Origin of the sequence: Pseudomonas sp. So3.2b (assembly GCF_019464415.1) — a bacterium.
Lineage (GTDB): Bacteria > Pseudomonadota > Gammaproteobacteria > Pseudomonadales > Pseudomonadaceae > Aquipseudomonas > Aquipseudomonas shahriarae.
Window position 1 is genome coordinate 2952820 of record NZ_CP080494.1, and the last position, 18168, is coordinate 2970987.

Consider the following 18168-nt stretch of genomic DNA (forward strand, 5'->3'; position numbering starts at 1 on the left):
CGTTAAACACTCAGGCGCAGGGCCAGCGCCGCCAGGGTAAGCAATAGCACCGGCAAGGTCAGGACGATGCCGACCTTGAAGTAGTACCCCCACGTAATACGGATGCCCTTGCGCGCCAGGATATGTAGCCAGAGCAACGTCGCCAGGCTGCCGATAGGGGTGATTTTCGGGCCCAGGTCGCTGCCGATCACGTTGGCGTAGATCATCGCCTCCTTGACCACGCCCACGGTATGGCTGGCCTCGATGGACAGCGCGCCGATCAGCACCGTCGGCAGGTTGTTCATCACCGAAGACAGCAGCGCCGTCAGCAACCCGGTGCCCAGGGCCGCGCCCCACACGCCGTAATCGGCGAAGGTGTTGAGCCAGGTGGCGAGGTAGGTGGTCAGTCCGGCGTTACGCAGGCCGTAGACCACCAGGTACATGCCTAGGGAGAAAATCACGATCTGCCAGGGCGCTTCCTTGAGCACCTTGCGTGTGGAAATCTTGTGGCCTTTGGCGGCGATCACCAGCAGGAGCAGGGCGCAGGCGGCCGAGATGGCGCTGATGGGAATACCCAGGGGTTCGAGGGCAAAGCAGCCGACCAGCAGGATGCCCAGCACCCACCAGGCCGCGTGGAAAGTTGCCGGGTCATGAATGGCACTGGCCGGTTCAGGCAGGTCGGCGGGGTCATAACTGTGCGGGATGTCACGACGGAAGAACCACAGCAGCACGGCCAGGGTAGCGGCGACGCTGACCAGGTTGACTGGCACCATCACTGCCGCGTACTGGTTGAAGCCGATGTTGAAGTAGTCCGCCGAGACGATATTCACCAGGTTGGAGACCACCAGCGGCAGGCTGGCGGTGTCGGCGATAAACCCTGCACCCATCACGAAGGCCAGGGTGGCGGCGGGTGAGAAGCGCAGGGCCAGAAGCATCGACATGACAATCGGCGTCAGGATCAGGGCCGCACCGTCATTGGCGAACAGTGCCGAGACCAGCGCCCCCAGCAGCACCATATAGGCGAACAGCCGGCGGCCACGGCCGCGCCCCCAGCGCGCGACATGCAGCGCGGCCCAGGCGAAGAAGCCGGCCTCGTCGAGGATCAGGCTGATGATGATCAGGGCGACGAAGGTGCCGGTGGCATTCCAGATGATCTGCCACACCACGGGGATATCCGCCAGGCTGATGACGCCGCAAGCCAGGGCCAGGATCGCGCCTATGGATGCGCTCCAGCCAACCCCCAGGCCTTTGGGTTGCCAGATGACCAAGACAATGGTGACGAGAAATATCGCGAAGGCGATCAGCATAAAAGTGTTCTCCAGGGGTCAGCAGCAGGTGCTGGCGCGTTGCGGTCGGTCACCCATTGCCGCCAGGCGCTGTGCGTCGCTTTGCAGCCAGGCTTGATTGGCTTGCAAGGTGGTCTCCAGCACCGTGCTCACCCATTGCGGCAACTGGGGATTTAGGCGGTAGTAAATCCACTGGCCCTGGCGACGGTCTACCAGCAGCGCGCAACTGCGCAGTTGTGCCAGGTGACGGGAAATTTTTGGCTGGCTGTCATCCAGGGCATGGATCAGCTCGCAGACGCACAGCTCGCCTTCGCGCAGGATCAACAAGATCAGCCTGATGCGTGTCGCATCGGCCAGGCATTTAAAAACGTCTGGGGGGGAGAACGGATCGCTCATGATCGGCGCCACTAAACATATGAGGATGCGAATATACGGATATCCATATGTAGTGTGCAACGAATATCCCGTTGATCCAGGTCAAGGGTCTGGGGATTGCCGGCAAGTGACTGAAATTAAAATGAAACACAACTGTCCTAAAGTGCCCGCCATTGATGAAAAAGGAAGTAACCGTGTGACCCGTGCCACTCGCAACCTGCGCAAGACCCTCGATTCCGTCGCGGACAACAACGAAACCGCGGCCTTCGATTTGATGCGTGCTGTCGAAAAACTCAGCGATGAAGTGCTGCGCCAGCGCCTGCTCAACACCATCCACCGGCTCAACCAGGATGCCCACGAACTGCGTGAGGCCAGGGATGCGGTGGAGCGGGTGTCGGTCAAGCTGGCCTGAATCGGCGGCTTAGCCGCGCGCAAGATCGTTCAAGACAATCGCTGCGCTGGCAGGCATGCTTACGGGCTGTTTGCCGATGAGCCTGTTGTCCATGCCTACTGCCTTACCGCATTACGCTTTCGCCCGTGGCGCGATTGCGATTATTCCCCTGTCGCTGGCCTGTGCCCCATGGGGCCTGTTGGCCGGTTCCCTGGCGATTGACGCCCAGTTCACCCCGTTGGAAAGCCAGGGCCTGTCGGCCATTGTGTTTGCCGGTGCGGCGCAGTTGGTGGCGATTGGCATGGTCAAGAGCGGCGCGAGCCTGATCGCCATTTTGCTCACCACCTTGCTGCTGACCTCTCAGCATCTGCTGTATGGCATGCATATGCGCAGCACCCTGTCGCCCTTGCCGGCGCGGTGGCGCATGAGCCTGGGCTTTTTGCTGACCGACGAGTTCTTTGCCCTGGTCAGCCAATACGACCGCCAGACCTTCAACCGCTGGTATGCCCTGGGCGTGGGCCTGACGTTCTACGTGGCCTGGAACCTGTTCACCCTGGCCGGCATCGTGCTCGGCAAGAGCATCCCCAACCTCGATCAACTGGGCCTGGAGTTCTCCATCGCCGCGACCTTTATCGCCTTGATCACCCCGGTGGTGCGTGATGTGCCGACGGTGGTGTGTGTGGCGGTGGCCCTGCTGTTTTCGGTACTGCTCAGCTACTGGCACTGGGAGTCGGCGGTGGTGGTCTCGGGGTTGTTGGGCATGAGTGCAGGCTATGCCTGCAAGCGCTTGGGAGTGGGGCAGCGATGATTTTTGTGATGATTATCGGCATGGGCCTGGCGGTGTTTTTCAACCGTTATCTGTTTCTTGAGCCGCGCTTGCCGGTTCGCCTGAATCGCGGCGCCCGGGAGTTTCTCGGTTTTGCGGTGCCCGGCATGTTGACGGCGATCTGCGGGCCGATCATTTTCCTGGCCGAGCACAAGCTCAACCTGAGCCCCACCAATCCCTACCTGCTGGCCGGTATCTGCGCGGTGGCCTTGATGTTCTGGACGCGCAGCGTCTTGACCACGGTGCTGTCGAGCATGGCGCTGTTCTATCTGTTTCGCTGGTTGTTGTAGGCAGTGGTACAGTCGCGTTTTTTTCAAGGAAGCGATGGCATGCGGAAGGTGGTGATAGGTGCGTTGGTCCTGGCGGCGCTGGCCGGTTGCGCAGGTTCGAAGATGAAAGACGCACGCGCAGGCGCGCCCTATAAAACCCTGGCCTCTGACAAGGCCGCGCTGGTCGTTGCCCAGTGCATCCAGTTCGGTTGGCAGGACGAAGCGGTGTTCGGCGTCGACGCCGGAGGCTTTATGGAGCCGGCGCAAGGCGGTGGTCATACGGTCTACACCACGGGCGGTGACTACTTTGTCGATGTGCGCAGTGCCGGCGCCAACACCACCGTCAGTTACTACGCAGCCGAAGATAATTTCGCTGCCAAGCGTCGCCTGGCGGCCTTGGCGACCTGTCTGTAGTTTGTTTCCTTAGATTTCTTCAGAAATGCCCGGCGGACACACCGCCGGCTTTGCCTTAATATTCTCGCGCTCGCCCAACATCATGGCTCTTTACCAGTACATGGACGTCGAGGCCTTGTGTTGGGCGGGCACCTTTTCAGCGTGGCATATAACCCAAGTGCCAACGCCGTGGAATCTTCAGCGACAGCAGGCCCAGTAGCGCCGACAGCAGGCCGCTGACCAGCAGGGCGCGAATGCCCATCTGATGCTCCAGCAAGGCGCCGATCACCGCGCCGACAAACATCCCGGCCCAGGGAATCAACTGTACGCGCCAGCCATCGCGACGCTCCCCCAGCATCCAGCGCCCCAGCCCCCGACCGAACCGCGACAGCGCGCCCGTCACGTAAGTCAGCCCCACAGGCAGGCCATTGACCTGTTCCACCGCCGCATTGAGCATGCCCATGGCAATGATCGCAGCCAGCACGGCGGGCAGTTGTTCGGCCAGCGGCCACGCTGCTGCCCCGCACAACAGCGTGGCAATACACAGCAACAGCGGTAACGCGTGGCGCTTGCTGATCCGGCTGATGATCACACCCAGGGCGTTCCCCAGAATAAACGTCGCCACCAGCAGCGTCAGACGTCCGGTCAGCCCCAGGTCGCCTTCACTGATCGCCACCGCCAGCCGCGTGGTGTTGCCGCTCATGAACGAGACAAAATCGCCACTGGCCATAAAGCCAATGGCGTCAGTCATGCCGGCCAGTACCGAGAGGCTGGCCACCAGCGCCAGGCCAATGCGCCCGCGCCATTTGTGCTGGTGCTGCAGGACGGTATTGACCAAGGGTTTCGGGGAGGAGGGCAGCACGGCGAGAGGTTCCTCAATGAGATTATCCGGCCACTACCGTAGGACGCTTTCCTCTGAACTGCAATGACTTGGAACATCTTCAGTTCACCTCCAAGCGCCAGCCCATGGCGTCCCAGGTCAGGACGTGAGTCGGCTTGAGTGCCTGCAGAAATGCCGCGTCATGGGAGGCCGCAATCAGCGCGCCGCTAAACCCTTGCAAAGCCTGTTCGAAGGCCATTACCGACTCCAGGTCCAAATGGTTGGTGGGCTCGTCCAGCAGCAGCAATTGCGCCGGGGTCTTGCGCCATAAGGCAATCGCCATGGCGGCCTTCAACCGCTCGCCGCCACTGAGCTGGCCGATGGGTTGGGTTACGCGCAATGCGTCCAGTTGCAACAGGGCCAGGCGGGTGCGCAGCTCGGCTTCGGCCAGGGGCGTGTCCATCAGTTTGAGTTGTTCGACGATCGACTGCCGGTCATCGAGCAGCGTCAACTGTTGATCGAGATAGGCACAGGGTACGTGCACCGTGCAGGCGCCGCTGACCGGTTGCCATTGGCCGGCCAGCAGCTTGAGCAGGGTGGACTTGCCGCAACCATTGGGACCGTGGACTGCGACCCGTATCGGCCCACACAGGCTTGCGTTGATAAAGGTGCTCGGCGCGTGGGGAGCGAGCCAGGGCAGTTGGCAGTCGGTCAGGGTTAGCACCTGGCGGCCAGCAGGCAGGAGGGTGCCGGGCAAGGCGAGGAAGGTCGGTGTTTCGTCCACCACCCGTTCGTGGGCCGAGCGCACGCGTTCGTTCAACACCTGTTTGTGTTGCACGTGGGCGCTGCGCACGTTGCTGACGATTTCGTTGGCGGCGCCTTTCCAGCGGGATTTGGTGAAGGCATCGACGTTGGCGGTCTCGGCATGTTTACGGGCGCTCGCGGCGTGGCGCTGGAAGCTGTCGAGGTCTTTTTTCAGGCGCTGGCGCTCGCGGCGCCGATCCAGGCGGGCATGTTCCAGGGTGGCCTGGGCGGCGTGCTGCTGGGCATCGCGCTGCGCCCGGTAGTCGTCGTAGTTGCCGCCGTAGAGCCGGGCCCCGAGGGGCGACAGCTCGATGATTCGCCCCAGGGTGTTGAGCAGGCGCCGGTCATGACTGACCACCACCAGGGCGCCGCGCCAGGCGTTGAGAGTCGCCAGCAGCCAGTCGCGACCGGCGCTGTCGAGGTGGTTGGTGGGCTCGTCGAGAATCAGCAATTGCGGGGCGCGAAGTAAAGCACCTATCAGCGCGACCCTGGCCAGTTGGCCGCCACTGAGCTGTTCGGCGGGCTGGTCGGGGCTGATCTCGGCCAGGCCAGCGGCGTCCAGTGCCTGGCGCAGGCGTTCGGCCAGGTCCCAGCGATCATCAATCAGTTCCAGGTCGTCAGCCTGCGCTTGACCCCGGGCCATGCGTTCAAGGGCGGCCAGGGTTTGTGCGCAACCGCTGGCCTGGGCCACGGTCTGTCCCGGTAACAGCTCAATGGTCTGTGGGACATAGGCGATACGGGCCGATAATTTGATCACGCCACAGGACGGAACAAGCACGCCGGCCAGCAGGCGCGCCAATACGCTCTTGCCCATGCCATTACGGCCGACAATCCCGGTAGGGGTGCAATCAATAGACAGGTTGAGGTCTTCCAGCAGAATCTCGCCATTGGCGAACTGAAAACCCACGTGATGCAAGGAAACAAGTACAGGCAGCCGGTTGACGTCAGTCATCAGCACCTCCAGAACAATGTGGCACAAGCCAACAAGCGCGCCAGGCGGCTCGTTGCGTTTACATGTTGGAAGGCTTAGTTGTTCACGTCGGCGGTCGTCCTGCGGTCGGAAAGGACCGGTAGCCTAGCGCAGTTGCGTCATTTTTCCTACATCGGTGATGCCGCCGTCTGCAGTTGCTCAAGAAACATCGCCAGCCCCACCTCTTCGGCTTTCAAGCCCTTGCGCACCCTGGGCCTGGGCAGTTTCGCCAGCCCGCCCTGGCTGAAGTGCTCCAGCACCGCCGGGTGGATGTAGCACTTGCGGCACACCGCCGGGGTGTTGCCCAGTTGCCGGGCGACGTTCTTGACCATCTCCACCACATGCCTTTTGGCATCCGACTCCGGTTGCCACGCCAGCTCCCGCAACACCGCCAGGGCCAGGGCGCTGCCGGCCCAGGTGCGATAGTCCTTGGCGGTAAAGTCGGCGCCGGTGAGGCTGTGCAGGTAGGCGTTGACGTCGGTGGAGCTGACGGTACGCCGCTCGCCGTTTTCGTCCAGGTACTGGAACAGGTTCTGCCCCGGCAACTCCAGGCAGCGCTTGAGCACGGTGGCCAGGCGCCGGTCCTTGATGCTGACCTGATGCTCGACACCGCTCTTGCCACGGAACTGGAACTGGATTTCGCTGCCCTTGATATCCACGTGGCGGGTGCGCAGGGTGGTCAGGCCATAGGAGCGGTTATCGCGGGCGTATTGGCTGTTGCCGACGCGGATCAGCGTGGCATCGAGCAACAACACCACGGTGGCCAGGACTTTCTCCCGATTGAAGCCTGGTGCGTCGACCTGCGCTTGCAGTTGCTTGCGCAATTTGGGCAGCGCATTGCCGAACTGCTGCAGGCGCGAATACTTGTCACTGTCGCGCACCTCGCGCCAGCGTGGGTGATAACGGTATTGCTTGCGGCCGCGCGCATCGCGCCCGGTGGCCTGCAGATGGCCCTTGGGGTCGGCGCAGATCCACACGTCGGTATAGGCCGGCGGGATGGCGAGGGCGTTGATCCGCTGGATTTCGTCGGCGTCGGTCAGGCGTTGGCCGTGGCTGTCGAAATACTGGAACCTGCCCCGCAGTTTGCGGCGGCTCAGGCCCGGTTGGCTGTCATCAACGTAGTGCAGGTCACGGGGCAGGTCGGCAGGCACGGTGGAGTCGGGCATGGGGCAAAGTCCTTGGCAATAAATCAGGCCGGTATGGCTGATTGACCGCAGCGTTGCGCCGTCCGTTCAAGCCAGTACCGCGACCGCCTTGATCTGTGCCCACAGTGCCTGCCCTGGATGCACGTGCAACTGGTCCCGCGAGTAACGGGTGATCCGCGCCAGCAACGGCGTGCCCGCAGCATCCAGCCGCACCAGCACATGGGCACTGTTATCGGCAGGGATCTCCTGGATCACGGTCACGGGCAAGCAGTTGAGAATACTGCTGTGCTCCCCGGGTTGCAGGCTGAGGCTGACATCCCGGGCGCGAACCTTGAACCGCAAGTGTTTGCCCGGCGCCAGCGGTGTATGGGCCACGCGCATTTGCAATGGGCTGTCGGGCAATTGCAGGGTCAGCAACTGGTAGTGGGCGTCGTGGCTGCTGACCGTGCCGTTGATCACCACGCCGGCATCGTCGCCCAGGGCCAGCGGCAGGTCGAGCCGCGCCAGGGTTTCGCCAATCGGGCCGCTGGCCAGGGCCTTGCCCTCGCTGAGCAGGACAATGTGATCGGCCAGGCGCGCCACCTCATCCTGGGCATGGCTGACGTACAGCACCGGGATTTCCAGTTGGTCGTGCAGGCGCTCCAGATAGGGCAGGATCTCGCCTTTGCGCTGGCTGTCGAGGGCGGCCAGGGGTTCGTCCATCAGTAGCAATTGCGGGCTGGTGAGCAGGGCGCGGGCGATGCCGACGCGCTGGCGCTCACCGCCGGACAAATGCTCGGGATGGCGATCCAGCAGGTGGCCAATGCCCAGCAGTTGCGTGGCCTGGGCCATGTCCACACGGCGTTGGGCCTTGGGGATACGCTTGAGGCCGAACTCCAGGTTGGCCAGCACCGACAGGTGGGGAAACAGGCTGGCCTCCTGGAATACATAACCGAGGGCACGTTTGTGCGGCGGTACAAACACCCCGTTACGGCTGTCTTGCCAGACCTGCTCGTTGATTTGCACAAACCCATCACCGGCCCGCTCCAACCCGGCAATGCAGCGCAGGCAGGTGGTCTTGCCCGAGCCGGAGTGCCCGTAGAGTGCGGTGACGCCCCGCCCCGGCAGCTTCAGGTCCACGTCCAGGGCAAACCCGGAATACTGCAGTTGCAGGCGCACTTCGATCATCGACATCAGCTCCAGCCCGCTTTGGTTTTACGGCTGGAGTAGAGCGCCAGCAACACCAGGAAAGAAAACACCACCATGGCCCCGGCCAGCCAGTGGGCTTGGGCGTATTCCATGGCTTCGACGTGATCGTAGATCTGCACCGAGACCACCCGGGTCTTGTCGGGAATATTGCCGCCGATCATCAGCACCACGCCAAACTCACCCACGGTATGGGCAAAACCGAGGATTGACGCGGTGATAAAACCGGGCCGGGCCAGGGGCAGGATCACCGTGAAAAATGTATCCCAGGGGTTGGCCCGCAAGGTGGCGGCGACTTCCAGGGGGCGACTGCCGATGGCCGAGAACGCGTTCTGCAACGGTTGCACCACAAACGGCATGGAATAGATCACCGAGCCAATCACCAGGCCGGCGAAGCTGAAGGTCAGGGTGCCCAGGCCCAGCCATTGGGTGAACTGCCCGAGGTAGCCATGGGGGCCCATGGTCAGCAGCAGGTAGAAGCCAATCACCGTGGGCGGCAGCACCAGCGGCAGGGCCACGATCGCGCCGATGGGGCCGCGCCACCAGGAGCGGGTGCGCGATAGCCACAGGGCAATCGGAGTGCCGATGACCAGCAGAATCACGGTGGTCAGCGACGCCAGTTTCAGGGTCAACCAGATCGCAGAAAAATCGGCACTCGATAGGGGCATTTACAGTTGATAACCGTAGGATTTGATAATCGCGGCAGCTTTTGGCCCCTTGAGGTAGTCAACCAGCGCCTTGGCGGCCGGGTTGTCCTTGCCTTTATTGAGGATCACCGCGTCCTGTTTGATCGGGTCATGCATCTGGCCAGGAACGATCCACGCCGAGCCGCTGCTGACTTTGCCGTCTTTATAGATCTGCGACAAGGCGACAAAGCCCAACTCGGCATTGCCGGTGGACACAAACTGATAGGCCTGGGTGATGTTCTGGCCTTCGACCAGCTTGCTCTTGACCTGGTCGGTCAGGCCCAGCTTGGCCAGCACCTGGGTGGCTGCGAGGCCGTAGGGGGCGGCTTTCGGGTTGGCGATGGACAGGTGCTGGTATTGGTTTTTCTGCAGCACATCGCCCTTGGCATCCACATAACCTTCCTTGGCCGACCACAGCGCCAGGGTGCCGACGGCATAGGTGAAGCGCGAGCCCTTGACGGTGTCGCCTTCGCTCTCGAGCTTTTGCGGGGTGCTGTCGTCGGCACTGAGAAATACTTCAAACGGCGCGCCGTTCTTGATCTGGGCGTAGAACTGCCCGGTAGCCCCGTAGGCGGCGACCAGGGTGTGCCCGGTGTCTTGTTTGAAGTCGGCGGCGATGGCCTGTATAGGGGCAGTGAAGTTGGCGGCGACGGCTACCTGGACTTCATCGGCGTGGGCCGAGCCCAGGGTGAAGAGGGCAAACAGGGTGGCCAGGCCTGAGGCGCGAATCATCATGCAGCAGCTCCTTGGGGTGCCGACGTGGCGGCTTGTCATAGGTAATCGCTATGTATGGGAATATATAGCGCTTCGCCATCGTCGGTACAGTGCAAAGTTGTCTCAGGGGCTCAGCGCTTATTAAGTTGCGCCAGGGCCTGCCGGGCCAGGTTCAGCGTCAGCTCGCGGGTCGACAGGTCCTGCCCCAGGCGCAGCGCCTGGCCGGCCCACAGGCTACTGAAGTCGGCTTCATCCAGGGCGCGCAAAGGCATCAAGGCACCGCCGGCCAATGGAAACGCCGGCGCCGCTGGGTTGATCGGCCCCAGTTCGCGCATCACCCGATTGACGATCCCGCGCGCCGGGCGCCCGGTGAACAGGTTGGTCAGGGCCGTTTCGCTGGCCTGGGCGCTGTGCAATGCCTGATGGTGGGCGGGGGTGATAGTGGCTTCGGGCGTGAACAGATAGGCCGTGCCGATCTGCACCGCCGAGGCGCCGAGGGCGAACGCGGCAACCATGCCCCGTGCATCGCCAATCCCACCGGCAGCGATCACCGGCACACTGACCGCATCGACGATCTGCGGCACCAGGGCCATTGTGCCAATCTGGCTGGTGAGGCGATCGCTGAGAAACATCCCGCGATGCCCACCGGCTTCATAGCCCATGGCAATGATTGCATCGCAACCGTGCCGCTCCAGCCAGATCGCTTCTTCGACGGTGGTGGCCGATGACAGCACTTTTGCCCCGGTGGCCTTGACCCGGTCCAGCAGGGCTTTTTCCGGCAGGCCGAAGTGGAAACTGACTACCTCGGGGCGGAACTCTTCCACCACTTCGCAACTGGCAGTGTCGAACGGAGCGCGGTTGGAGACCGGGGTCGGTGCGTCAAAATCGGCCCCCAGTTCACGGTAGTAGGGCTCCAGCATCGCCTTCCACTGGCGGTCACGTTCGGGGGCAGGGGCTGGTGGCTGATGGCAGAAGAAATTCACGTTCAACGGTCGGGCACTGGCCTGGCGAATGGTGCTCAGCGCCTGGCGCAGTTGCTCGAGACTCAAGGTGGCCGCCGGCATTGAGCCGAGGGCGCCGGCCTGGCTTGCGGCAATCACCATCTGCGGGCTGGTGCTGCCGGCCATGGGGGCCTGGATGATCGGCAGGTCAATGCCCAAGAGGTCAATAATCCGCGTATCTGGCCAGGTGCTCATGGTTCGCTTCTCCAGTGGTGGAACGCCCGGGGAGGGCTGCCCGGCATTTTTAACAGGGGCGGCCAGGGCAAGGCCAGTCTGTATTATTCACTGGACGCAGGCGCCTGTTCATGCACGGTGCGGCGTTCGCGCTGGAGCAATTGCTGCTTGCGCTCCACCCCCCAGCGGTAGCCCGAAAGATGACCATCGCTGCGTACCACGCGGTGACAGGGAATCGCCACGGCCAGGCGATTGGCGCCGCACGCCTGGGCCACGGCGCGAAAGGCGCTGGGCGCGCCGATGCGTTGGGCAATCTCGGCATAGCTGGCCGTGCTGCCTAACGGAATGTCGCGCAGGGCCTGCCAGACACGCTCCTGGAACGCGGTGCCGCGCAGGTCCAGGGGCAGGTTCAGGCCCAGGGCAGGTGCTTCGATAAAACCCACCACCTGGGCGATCAACTGTTCAAAACCGGGGTCGGCGCCGATTAGATTGGCCTGCGGGAATTGGTCCTGCAGGTCGCGCGCCAGTTGGTCCGGGTCGTCGCCCAGGAGGATCGCGCAGACCCCGCGATTGCTTTGCGCCACCAGAATCGCCCCCAGGGAGCACTCGCCGATGGCAAAGTGGATATCGTTATGGATGCCGCCGGCCTTGTAGTCGCTGGGTGTCATGCCGAGCAACTGGTCGGCAGACGCATAGAAGCGGCTGTTGGAGTTGAAGCCTGCGTCGTACAGCGCGTCGGTCACCGACTGGTTGTCCTGCAGGTGAGCCCTGACCTTGCGTGAACGATGGGCCCGCGCATAGCCCCGTGGCGTCAGCCCGGTCAGGGTCTTGAATACCCGGTGGAAGTGGAAGGGGCTCAGGCCGGCGCCGTTGGCCAGGTCTTCCAGGGCCGGCAGGGTCTCGGCCTGTTCGATATGGCGGCAAGCGGCGGCGACCAGGTGCGCATGGCGTTGCGCGACCTGGGTCTGATCGGCCGAGGTGCGTTTATTGGGGCGGTACCCGGCGGCTTCGGCTTGCTGCGGGGTGTCGAAGAACTCGACGTTCTTGCGCAGCGGCTGGCGTGCGCTGCTGCTGGGACGGCAATACACCCCGGTAGTCTTGACCCCATAGACGAAGGTCAGGTCGGCCGTAGCGTCACGGGCAACAATGGCCGCCCAGCGCAGATCATCTTCAGTGCTCATGGCAATAGCTCGGCAATGGATCAGTGGCCAGGATAATCACCGGGGAGGGGCCGCACACTCCGTTGCTTGCGGTTGAATTCACCGGGCTCAGCCGGCCGTGCGAAACGTCAGGTTGATCCGTTGTGGCCCCATGCGCGGGTGCGCGCCTTCCTTGATCGGCAGTACCCCATGAAAACGCAGGCGGTCAACGCCGCCCCAGACCGCCACGTCGCCATGGAACAGTGAGATCTTCTGCGTCTTGTCACTGCGTTGATGGCCGCCAAACAGAAACACCGCCGGCAGGCCCAGGGACAGCGAGACCACCGGCGCGTTGTAGTCGCGCTCGTTCTTGTCCTGGTGCAGGGACATCCGCGCACCCGGCACATAGCGGTTGATCAGGCAGGCGTCCGGCGCAAAACCGTCGAAGCCCGCTGCGCTGGCCGCGTTGATCGCCAGTTCGCGCAACACCGCCGGCATGCTCGGCCAGGGCTGCTGGCGCTCGGGGTCGAGGGGGCTGTAGCGATAGCCCTGGGGGCTGGTGGTCCAGCCCAGTGCGCCGCAACTGCTCAGGGCCGCCGACATGGTAAAACCACCGGGGGTGACCATATGCCGGAACGGGGACTGGACCAGGACGGCACGCAGCTCGGGCAAGACACGTTCAAGCCAGGGCAGGGCATAGCCCCTGAGGACGTAGGATTGTTCGCCGATTTGCTCGCGACGGGCCGGTTGCTGCAAGGCCTCGTCGCTGAACAGGTCGCCGGTGGAATGAGGGTCCATGTTGCACAATCACTCCGCTGCTGGTGATGGTTTACAGGGCCTTGCTCACGGTGATCTCAGTGATTTCGTCACTGGCATCGTGGATTTTCGCCAAGGCCGCCTGGGCTTCTTCGGTGCTGGCCGACTGCAGTTGGGCAAATTCAAAACGGCGTTCGCCGTTGAGCTTGTACTTGATGACGAATTTGGTGGTCTGGTTCACGGGCATTCCTGTGGTGTAAGGCAGCGCAATCAGCTGAGTTTGGTGCTGGTGCGGCGAACAATGCGGATTTTATGGGACAAGGCCGGCTTGCGGGTAACGCTGATGGCACGGCGTGTCACCACATCCAGGGTGATGTTCCAGAACCCGGTGCTTGGCGCGGTGATCTTGGCCGGGAATTTGTCGAACGCGCCACCGTGATACGTGTGGCGACCACCATTTTTGAAGCTGCGGAAATTCGCATCGCTCATCAGGCGGATATTGCAGGTCTGCGAGCATTCAATGACGACAATGTCCCCTTCGTTCAAGTGTTCGCGCTGGTGGATGAATTTCATGGGGGGTGTCTCCAGAAGGGCTTTTTCTGAAAAATCAGAACGATACGTGGGTTAAGATGGAGTTTATCAGCCCCAGCACGTTTATTATCGGGTCGTCGTCGGCGTCTTCGACAATTTAAAACAGTTATTTACCGATATATCAGGGATAAATCCTACGTGGGCGGGAGAAAAATACCATCTTCGCTGTCGTAGGGTCTTTATCGGAGGTTTTGTATGAAGTGGAGTGTATTGGTTCTGGCCCTGGCAATAGGTGGATGTGCTTCGGTTTCAGACATCAAGCAGACACCGCCAACCCTGGCGGTTATCTCCGGGAAAAAGCCGCAGGAATACGCGGCGTGTGTGGTGCAGAAACTGTCGGCGACCCGTCGCCCGTCGCAGATCGAGCCGCTCAAGGAAGGTGTGCGGGTAATTGTGCCGCAGAAATTTTCGGCTGACCCGTCGGCCATTTTCGAGATTGAAGACCGCTCCAGCGGTAGCAGCATCAAGCTCTACGAGAGCATGTCCAATGTGCCGATTCGTCCGGGTGATGTGAAGAAAGCTGCGGAAGACTGCATTTCCGGCTGAGTCCACCTCACCGCTCATACGCGATCAACTCCGATCAAGAAGCCTGGCCTGCGCTTGCAGTGCCGGGCTTTTTATTGCCTGAAATTTCTTACCCAGCGGTTGTGACTGTCAGCCCATTACCCTACCATTTGTAGGCTTATGCATTGTAGGTCTAAGCATATAACTATAAAAATGGAGTCGTGATGATGTCTGTGGAGAGAGTGTTGATGGGTGGCGCCCTGCTGCTCATGCTCGGCAGCGCGCAGGCGCTGGAGGGCAAAAAGGTGTTCAATGAAGGTGGCGCGCAGCCTGGCGCGGCGGCTTGCATGGCGTGCCATGGCGCCGATGGCCTGGGGCTGGCGGCTGCGGGGTTTCCACGGCTGGCGGGGTTGCCGGCGGCTTACCTGAGCAAACAACTGCATGACTTCCAGAGTGGTGCGCGCAGCAACCCGGTGATGACGTCGCTGGCCAAGGCGCTTACCGATGAAGAAATCGCCGCAGTGACCCAGACGCTGGCGGCGATGCCGGCGCCGGCCGTGCAAACCGGCCATCGCAGCATGGCCCCGACCAATCCCACCGAAAAACTGGCACTGCAGGGGGCCTGGGAGCGGCAGATTCCTGCGTGTGTCAGTTGCCATGGCCCTGCAGGTGTCGGCGTTGGCGAGGCGTTCCCGCCGCTGTCCGGGCAATCTGCCGCCTACCTGGCCGCCCAGCTCAATGCCTGGCGCAGTGGCACCCGGCACAATGATCCCAATGACCTGATGGGCCATGTGGCCAAATCCCTCACGGATGACGAAGTGCAGGGGATTGCCGGTTATTTCGCCTCCTTGCCTGGCCAGGAGGTCAAGCCATGAAGAACCTGTCATTTGCACCCGTGCTGGTCGCGTTGATCAGTGTGCCGGCGTTGGCCGCACCGATAGCCATGGAAGATCAGTCGCAACTGCAGGTGCCGGCTGCGGTGCCTGCCACCACGGCGTTCCAGCCACCTCAGACAAGCGAGTTGCCCGACAATGCCTACGGCAAGTTGGTGATGCAGGGTTATGCGTTGTTCGTCGACACCAAGCGCCTGGCGCCGCAGTTTGTCGGCAACGGTCTCAATTGCAGCAACTGCCACCTGGATCAGGGGCGCCTGGCCAACTCCTCGCCGCTGTGGGGGGCTTACCCGATGTACCCGGCCTATCGAAAAAAGAATGACAAGGTCAACTCCTTCGCCGAACGCTTGCAGGGTTGCTTCCAGTTCAGCATGGACGGCGGCACGCCACCGGCAGCCGACAGCCCTGAGATTGCCGCGCTGTCGACCTACGCTTACTGGCTGGCGAGCAAAGCGCCGCTGGGCGTGGAGTTGCCTGGGCGTGGTTACCCTGATGTGCCACAACCGGCCAAAGGCTACAACCTGGCGCAAGGGGCCGAGGTGTACAAGGCACAGTGTGCGGTGTGCCATGGCGGCGAGGGGCAGGGGCAGAAGGTCGGTGATAGCTACGTGATGCCACCGTTGTGGGGCAAGGACTCCTACAACTGGGGCGCCGGTATGCACCGGATCAACACGGCGGCCTCCTTTATCAAGCACAACATGCCGCTGGGCAAGGGCGGTAGCTTGAGCGACCAGCAGGCCTGGGACGTGGCGGCCTACGTCAACCGCCATGAGCGCCCCCAGGATCCGCGCCTGGTGGACGGCTCGGTGGAGAAGACCCGCGTCAAGTTCCACGCCAATGATGGCGTGAATCTGTACGGGCAAACGGTTGATGGCGTACTGATTGGCCAAGGCATCCGTTAAACTATCGGCCGACCACAAAAAATGCCGCTCAAACCCCGGGGTTTGAGCGGCATTGTCATTCTGGAAAGCAATTATGAAACGTGAACGCGTCAGAGAGCGGCATGCAGAGGGTCACATCTCTGCGACCCATGTGATTCAAAATCCGGCCAATTCGGGGGAGTGGATTGTATTTTTCAAGAAAAGCGGCGGGCGCAGCTTTTTCCTGGTGGATGACCAGGACGAGGTCGAATCCTTTGAGAAACTGGATGACCTGATCGACACCATTCGTAGCCTGGGCATCAAGTTCGCCGAGATTCACATGTAACCGCCCCGGTTACTTGCAGACCACCACCACACTGCGGCCCTTGAAATTGCCCACGTCCACGCCCAGGGTCTTGTCGCTGTCCTGCAAGGCCGGCGTGCCTTCGGTACCGACGATGCGGTAACCGGTGCCTGCGCAGGATGCATCGGCTTTTTCATAGCAACTGGCCCAAGAGTTGGCCTCGCCCGAGCAGTCGATGGTCAGGCCTTGTTCGCCATTTTTCAGATAGATATCAGATGTGGTAGTGCAGCCGGCAAGCGCCAGTACCGAGATCAGTGCCAGGATTTTGTTCATGAGTTGGGTCGTCGTCGAGGGTGTTGGAGGGGCGCTGACACTGTCGTGGGGCGTTGGCGCGAGAGTATAGCGAACTGCCACTTAATGCGCAGTCTCAGAAACAAAGTCTGCGACTGCGCCCCCGCGATGTGTCCGGCCCTGGCCTTTTGCGTGTGTCATGGCACACCCATCACGAGTACACCGCTGCCGCTGACGGGGCCTGGGGTGGGCAGGGAGCCGGCTCGCCGGACGAGGGTAAACGTCACATCGTCGCCTCCCACGCTATTGGTAATACTGGACAGGAAGGCGCCGCCGACCTGGACGGCCGTTGCGCTCCTTACGAGTGCCGTGCCGACATCCGGGTTGCTCATCAGCAGTAGCCTGGAGTCGAACGATGACGGCGTACCTTTGTAGGTAATGGTGATCGGCGTGGTGATCCCCGGGTCCGGGCACGCGTAGGTGAGTCGGCGGTCACGGCGAACGGTGGTTGTCAGCGGGTCGGTGCCGATTGCCCTTTGGTGTACATCGCCGAAGTCGATCTCGATCGGGTTGTTATTGTTGATCGTGCAGGTTGACGGGGAAATGGTGAAGTCGTTGGCGGCGGTATAAGTGACCGTGAGTTGCGGTCGGGTGCCGTCGAAATTGTTCGAGCTGGTGAGGCGCAACAGGCCGAGGGTGTCTCCTGTGCGCACATCAATCGGATTGGAGGGATCGTTACGCACCAGAATATAGGGGGTGATATTGATCGGGTAGCCGATCCCGTTGTTGGGCATGGTGGCCACGCGGATACCCGCCGGAACCGGCGTATCGAGGAAGCTGCCATTGATGCGCAAACCGCTCCTTTCCCGGGTGAATTTGGGGCCGGACGTCCAGGGCGTTCCCGAGGCATTCCCGGTTGCCCAGTAATCCTCTCCCCAAACGGGGCCTGCGCCGGCGGTAAACCGACATTCGAGCCGGGCGCCCTCCATCAGAATCCTCACGCGATCTGTATCGAGCCGTACGTCTACGGGAACGGTCAGGTGGGTCACCCGCGCCCACTCCCCACCATTGATCCGACAATCGACAGCCAGCGCGGCCGAACTAACGCTAATCAGCAGGAGAAGCACCATGGCTTCATATAGTCGTTTCATCTTGATCTCTCGTTGCTTCTCTACGCAGGCGCTGTCCAGCGAACAATCAGTCGCTGTAAACCTGGTTGGCCTGAAAGCCTATGGGTATCAATCGGTTTTTTGAGCCTACGAATTACGGGTAGTCCAGGGTAAAAGTAGAGGTCGCGGTGTAGGCGCCATGGCCAATGCTCTGGTCCCTGATGGCATTCGGCTCACCCTGGACATAGGCTTTGAGCTCAATAACGTTGCTGCCATTACGCAACACCTGTTCGTCGCTGACTGTATTCAGCGGCAATGGCTTTTGGCTCGGTGTCTCGATACCGACGCCAATGCCTGAGGCACCGCTCCCTGCGTCCAGCGCGAGCAATCCGGGCAGCGCCGGGTTTTCCCTGCCGCCGAACGTGATGGTGACCGTGTTGCTGATTGTGGTGTTGCAATCTTCCAGGTGCAGCTTGAAACCCCGACCCTGGGAGCGGGTGTTGATGTAGAGATGCTTGCTGGTCAGGTCCCAGAGCTCCAATGTGATGGCCTCGTCGCCTGGACGGATAGTGCAGGCCTCTTCCACCAGGTTGCCCTTCAAGCGCAGGTTGTCCGCCGCTTGCCCCTCGGGGGGCAGGCCGGTGGTCAGCAGTAAGGCCAGCCCCGCACTTGGCCAGCCCTTATAAATCGTTTCGTGTCCCAT

The 18168-nt window shown here is 61.9% G+C and carries 24 protein-coding genes; 8 read left to right on the forward strand and 16 right to left on the reverse strand.

The window, feature by feature from the left end; genetic code table 11:
* Nucleotides 1–2 precede the first annotated feature (2 nt).
* Entirely contained in the window at nt 3–1286 is a 1284-nt protein-coding gene (locus K1X80_RS13145; RefSeq protein WP_057959593.1) for an arsenic transporter, read from the reverse strand.
* Nucleotides 1287–1304: 18 nt separating this feature from the next.
* Entirely contained in the window at nt 1305–1661 is a 357-nt protein-coding gene (locus tag K1X80_RS13150) for a metalloregulator ArsR/SmtB family transcription factor (RefSeq protein WP_057444819.1), read from the reverse strand.
* A gap of 175 nt (nt 1662–1836) precedes the next feature.
* On the opposite strand from K1X80_RS13150, the gene K1X80_RS13155 reads away from it, so the two are divergent.
* From K1X80_RS13155 to K1X80_RS13170, 4 genes are all read left to right on the forward strand, one after another.
* A complete protein-coding gene (locus tag K1X80_RS13155; RefSeq protein ID WP_003212603.1) occupies nt 1837–2052 on the forward strand; it encodes a hypothetical protein in 216 nt (71 codons plus the stop codon).
* 91 nt (nt 2053–2143) lie between these two features.
* Nucleotides 2144–2839, forward strand: a complete 696-nt coding sequence (locus K1X80_RS13160) for an AzlC family ABC transporter permease (RefSeq protein ID WP_057440118.1) — start codon at nt 2144–2146, stop codon at nt 2837–2839.
* Nucleotides 2836–3147: an AzlD domain-containing protein gene (locus K1X80_RS13165; RefSeq protein ID WP_057440036.1), complete on the forward strand. Its 312-nt coding sequence runs from the start codon at nt 2836–2838 to the stop codon at nt 3145–3147. Before K1X80_RS13160 ends, K1X80_RS13165 begins: the two co-directional genes overlap by 4 nt.
* A 39-nt stretch (nt 3148–3186) precedes the next feature.
* On the forward strand, nt 3187–3540 hold the full coding sequence (locus K1X80_RS13170) for a hypothetical protein (RefSeq protein WP_115128105.1): 354 nt from the start codon (nt 3187–3189) through the stop codon (nt 3538–3540).
* Between the two features lie 136 nt (nt 3541–3676).
* On the opposite strand, the gene K1X80_RS13175 is transcribed toward K1X80_RS13170, so the two are convergent.
* The 11 genes from K1X80_RS13175 to K1X80_RS13225 form a co-directional block, all read right to left on the reverse strand.
* The gene (locus tag K1X80_RS13175) at nt 3677–4381 is read right to left on the reverse strand and encodes a YoaK family protein (protein WP_057440038.1); all 705 of its coding nucleotides are present in this window, start codon (nt 4379–4381) and stop codon (nt 3677–3679) included.
* A gap of 79 nt (nt 4382–4460) precedes the next feature.
* Nucleotides 4461–6095 (reverse strand): ABC-F family ATP-binding cassette domain-containing protein, encoded by a 1635-nt coding sequence (locus tag K1X80_RS13180; RefSeq protein ID WP_220172938.1) that lies wholly within the window; start codon nt 6093–6095, stop codon nt 4461–4463.
* A gap of 146 nt (nt 6096–6241) precedes the next feature.
* Entirely contained in the window at nt 6242–7279 is a 1038-nt protein-coding gene (locus K1X80_RS13185; protein WP_169990247.1) for a DNA topoisomerase IB, read from the reverse strand.
* A gap of 66 nt (nt 7280–7345) precedes the next feature.
* Nucleotides 7346–8425 (reverse strand): molybdenum ABC transporter ATP-binding protein, encoded by a 1080-nt coding sequence (gene modC, locus K1X80_RS13190; protein ID WP_128593753.1) that lies wholly within the window; start codon nt 8423–8425, stop codon nt 7346–7348.
* Between the two features lie 5 nt (nt 8426–8430).
* The gene (gene modB / locus K1X80_RS13195) at nt 8431–9111 is read right to left on the reverse strand and encodes a molybdate ABC transporter permease subunit (protein ID WP_057440041.1); all 681 of its coding nucleotides are present in this window, start codon (nt 9109–9111) and stop codon (nt 8431–8433) included.
* Complete coding sequence (modA, locus tag K1X80_RS13200; RefSeq protein ID WP_128593752.1) at nt 9112–9864, reverse strand: molybdate ABC transporter substrate-binding protein; 753 nt, start codon at nt 9862–9864, stop codon at nt 9112–9114.
* A gap of 110 nt (nt 9865–9974) precedes the next feature.
* A complete protein-coding gene (locus tag K1X80_RS13205) occupies nt 9975–11039 on the reverse strand; it encodes a nitronate monooxygenase family protein (protein ID WP_057959598.1) in 1065 nt (354 codons plus the stop codon).
* Nucleotides 11040–11122: 83 nt separating this feature from the next.
* Nucleotides 11123–12199, reverse strand: a complete 1077-nt coding sequence (gene ada / locus K1X80_RS13210) for a bifunctional DNA-binding transcriptional regulator/O6-methylguanine-DNA methyltransferase Ada (protein WP_057959599.1) — start codon at nt 12197–12199, stop codon at nt 11123–11125.
* An 87-nt stretch (nt 12200–12286) separates the two neighbouring features.
* Nucleotides 12287–12955: a DNA oxidative demethylase AlkB gene (alkB, locus tag K1X80_RS13215; protein ID WP_057440045.1), complete on the reverse strand. Its 669-nt coding sequence runs from the start codon at nt 12953–12955 to the stop codon at nt 12287–12289.
* Nucleotides 12956–12986: 31 nt separating this feature from the next.
* Nucleotides 12987–13154: a hypothetical protein gene (locus K1X80_RS13220; RefSeq protein ID WP_220172982.1), complete on the reverse strand. Its 168-nt coding sequence runs from the start codon at nt 13152–13154 to the stop codon at nt 12987–12989.
* A gap of 29 nt (nt 13155–13183) precedes the next feature.
* Nucleotides 13184–13486, reverse strand: a complete 303-nt coding sequence (locus tag K1X80_RS13225) for a DUF1883 domain-containing protein (protein ID WP_003173824.1) — start codon at nt 13484–13486, stop codon at nt 13184–13186.
* 213 nt (nt 13487–13699) lie between these two features.
* Here K1X80_RS13225 and K1X80_RS13230 point away from each other — a divergent pair, with 213 nt between their 5' ends.
* The 4 genes from K1X80_RS13230 to K1X80_RS13245 all read left to right on the forward strand — a co-directional run bounded on the left by K1X80_RS13230 (nt 13700) and on the right by K1X80_RS13245 (nt 16107).
* The gene (locus K1X80_RS13230; RefSeq protein ID WP_057440046.1) at nt 13700–14050 is read left to right on the forward strand and encodes a hypothetical protein; all 351 of its coding nucleotides are present in this window, start codon (nt 13700–13702) and stop codon (nt 14048–14050) included.
* Between the two features lie 182 nt (nt 14051–14232).
* The gene (locus K1X80_RS13235) at nt 14233–14883 is read left to right on the forward strand and encodes a cytochrome c (RefSeq protein WP_169960849.1); all 651 of its coding nucleotides are present in this window, start codon (nt 14233–14235) and stop codon (nt 14881–14883) included.
* Nucleotides 14880–15803, forward strand: coding sequence for a c-type cytochrome (locus K1X80_RS13240; RefSeq protein ID WP_057959602.1), 924 nt, complete (start codon nt 14880–14882; stop codon nt 15801–15803). Before K1X80_RS13235 ends, K1X80_RS13240 begins: the two co-directional genes overlap by 4 nt.
* A 73-nt stretch (nt 15804–15876) precedes the next feature.
* A complete protein-coding gene (locus tag K1X80_RS13245) occupies nt 15877–16107 on the forward strand; it encodes a hypothetical protein (protein WP_120732886.1) in 231 nt (76 codons plus the stop codon).
* A gap of 9 nt (nt 16108–16116) precedes the next feature.
* Here the strand turns inward: K1X80_RS13245 and K1X80_RS13250 are convergent, their stop codons facing one another.
* The 3 genes from K1X80_RS13250 to K1X80_RS13260 all read right to left on the reverse strand — a co-directional run bounded on the left by K1X80_RS13250 (nt 16117) and on the right by K1X80_RS13260 (nt 18168).
* Nucleotides 16117–16398, reverse strand: coding sequence for a hypothetical protein (locus K1X80_RS13250; RefSeq protein WP_057440049.1), 282 nt, complete (start codon nt 16396–16398; stop codon nt 16117–16119).
* Nucleotides 16399–16553: 155 nt separating this feature from the next.
* Nucleotides 16554–17507, reverse strand: coding sequence for a fimbrial protein (locus tag K1X80_RS13255; RefSeq protein ID WP_057959603.1), 954 nt, complete (start codon nt 17505–17507; stop codon nt 16554–16556).
* Between the two features lie 112 nt (nt 17508–17619).
* Complete coding sequence (locus K1X80_RS13260) at nt 17620–18168, reverse strand: fimbrial protein (protein ID WP_057959604.1); 549 nt, start codon at nt 18166–18168, stop codon at nt 17620–17622.

Bases quoted from the DNA above. Each gene is read 5' to 3' on its own strand.
- K1X80_RS13145 (WP_057959593.1), bottom strand. From the start codon at position 1,286: ATGCTGATCGCCTTCGCGATATTTCTCGTCACCATTGTCTTGGTCATC.
- K1X80_RS13235 (WP_169960849.1), top strand. From the start codon at position 14,233: ATGATGTCTGTGGAGAGAGTGTTGATGGGTGGCGCCCTGCTGCTCATG.
- K1X80_RS13245 (WP_120732886.1), top strand. From the start codon at position 15,877: ATGAAACGTGAACGCGTCAGAGAGCGGCATGCAGAGGGTCACATCTCT.
- K1X80_RS13170 (WP_115128105.1), top strand. From the start codon at position 3,187: ATGCGGAAGGTGGTGATAGGTGCGTTGGTCCTGGCGGCGCTGGCCGGT.
- K1X80_RS13225 (WP_003173824.1), bottom strand. From the start codon at position 13,486: ATGAAATTCATCCACCAGCGCGAACACTTGAACGAAGGGGACATTGTC.
- K1X80_RS13240 (WP_057959602.1), top strand. From the start codon at position 14,880: ATGAAGAACCTGTCATTTGCACCCGTGCTGGTCGCGTTGATCAGTGTG.
- K1X80_RS13165 (WP_057440036.1), top strand. From the start codon at position 2,836: ATGATTTTTGTGATGATTATCGGCATGGGCCTGGCGGTGTTTTTCAAC.
- K1X80_RS13205 (WP_057959598.1), bottom strand. From the start codon at position 11,039: ATGAGCACCTGGCCAGATACGCGGATTATTGACCTCTTGGGCATTGAC.
- K1X80_RS13160 (WP_057440118.1), top strand. From the start codon at position 2,144: ATGCCTACTGCCTTACCGCATTACGCTTTCGCCCGTGGCGCGATTGCG.
- K1X80_RS13150 (WP_057444819.1), bottom strand. From the start codon at position 1,661: ATGAGCGATCCGTTCTCCCCCCCAGACGTTTTTAAATGCCTGGCCGAT.
- modC (WP_128593753.1), bottom strand. From the start codon at position 8,425: ATGATCGAAGTGCGCCTGCAACTGCAGTATTCCGGGTTTGCCCTGGAC.
- modA (WP_128593752.1), bottom strand. From the start codon at position 9,864: ATGATGATTCGCGCCTCAGGCCTGGCCACCCTGTTTGCCCTCTTCACC.
- ada (WP_057959599.1), bottom strand. From the start codon at position 12,199: ATGAGCACTGAAGATGATCTGCGCTGGGCGGCCATTGTTGCCCGTGAC.
- K1X80_RS13185 (WP_169990247.1), bottom strand. From the start codon at position 7,279: ATGCCCGACTCCACCGTGCCTGCCGACCTGCCCCGTGACCTGCACTAC.
- K1X80_RS13230 (WP_057440046.1), top strand. From the start codon at position 13,700: ATGAAGTGGAGTGTATTGGTTCTGGCCCTGGCAATAGGTGGATGTGCT.
- alkB (WP_057440045.1), bottom strand. From the start codon at position 12,955: ATGGACCCTCATTCCACCGGCGACCTGTTCAGCGACGAGGCCTTGCAG.
- K1X80_RS13260 (WP_057959604.1), bottom strand. From the start codon at position 18,168: ATGGGACACGAAACGATTTATAAGGGCTGGCCAAGTGCGGGGCTGGCC.
- modB (WP_057440041.1), bottom strand. From the start codon at position 9,111: ATGCCCCTATCGAGTGCCGATTTTTCTGCGATCTGGTTGACCCTGAAA.
- K1X80_RS13255 (WP_057959603.1), bottom strand. From the start codon at position 17,507: ATGAAACGACTATATGAAGCCATGGTGCTTCTCCTGCTGATTAGCGTT.
- K1X80_RS13180 (WP_220172938.1), bottom strand. From the start codon at position 6,095: ATGACTGACGTCAACCGGCTGCCTGTACTTGTTTCCTTGCATCACGTG.
- K1X80_RS13250 (WP_057440049.1), bottom strand. From the start codon at position 16,398: ATGAACAAAATCCTGGCACTGATCTCGGTACTGGCGCTTGCCGGCTGC.